Source organism: Alkalicoccobacillus gibsonii (assembly GCF_016798245.1).
In the GTDB taxonomy this organism is placed as follows: domain Bacteria; phylum Bacillota; class Bacilli; order Bacillales; family Bacillaceae_D; genus Alkalicoccobacillus; species Alkalicoccobacillus gibsonii.
This window is the reverse complement of record NZ_JAEUZA010000022.1, coordinates 1-254: the sequence shown is the minus strand read 5'-3', so window position 1 is coordinate 254 and position 254 is coordinate 1. Positions and strand designations below refer to the sequence as shown.

The following is a 254-nucleotide window of genomic DNA, read 5'->3' as shown; positions in this document are numbered from 1 at the left end:
GAGGCGTGCCCTATGAAGGACATGAACAGTTTAGCACACACAACTTGGAATTGTAAGTATCACATCGTGTTCGCACCAAAGTACAGAAGACAGATTATTTATGGAAAATACAAAGAAAGCATCGGCAAAATTATAAGAGATCTATGCGAAAGAAAAGAAGTGATGATCCACGAAGCAAATGCGTGTCCTGATCATATACACATGTTAGTAAGTATCCCACCGAAGTTAAGTGTGTCTCAATTTATGGGCTACTT

The 254-nt window shown here is 39.0% G+C and carries 1 protein-coding gene; it reads left to right on the top strand.

Annotation, left to right across the window (positions count from 1 at the left end; genetic code table 11):
• Positions 1-12: 12 nt before the first annotated feature.
• Positions 13-254, top strand: a 242-nt coding sequence (gene tnpA / locus JNO66_RS20375; RefSeq protein ID WP_203091041.1) for an IS200/IS605 family transposase, incomplete at its 3' end; no start/stop codon positions are given.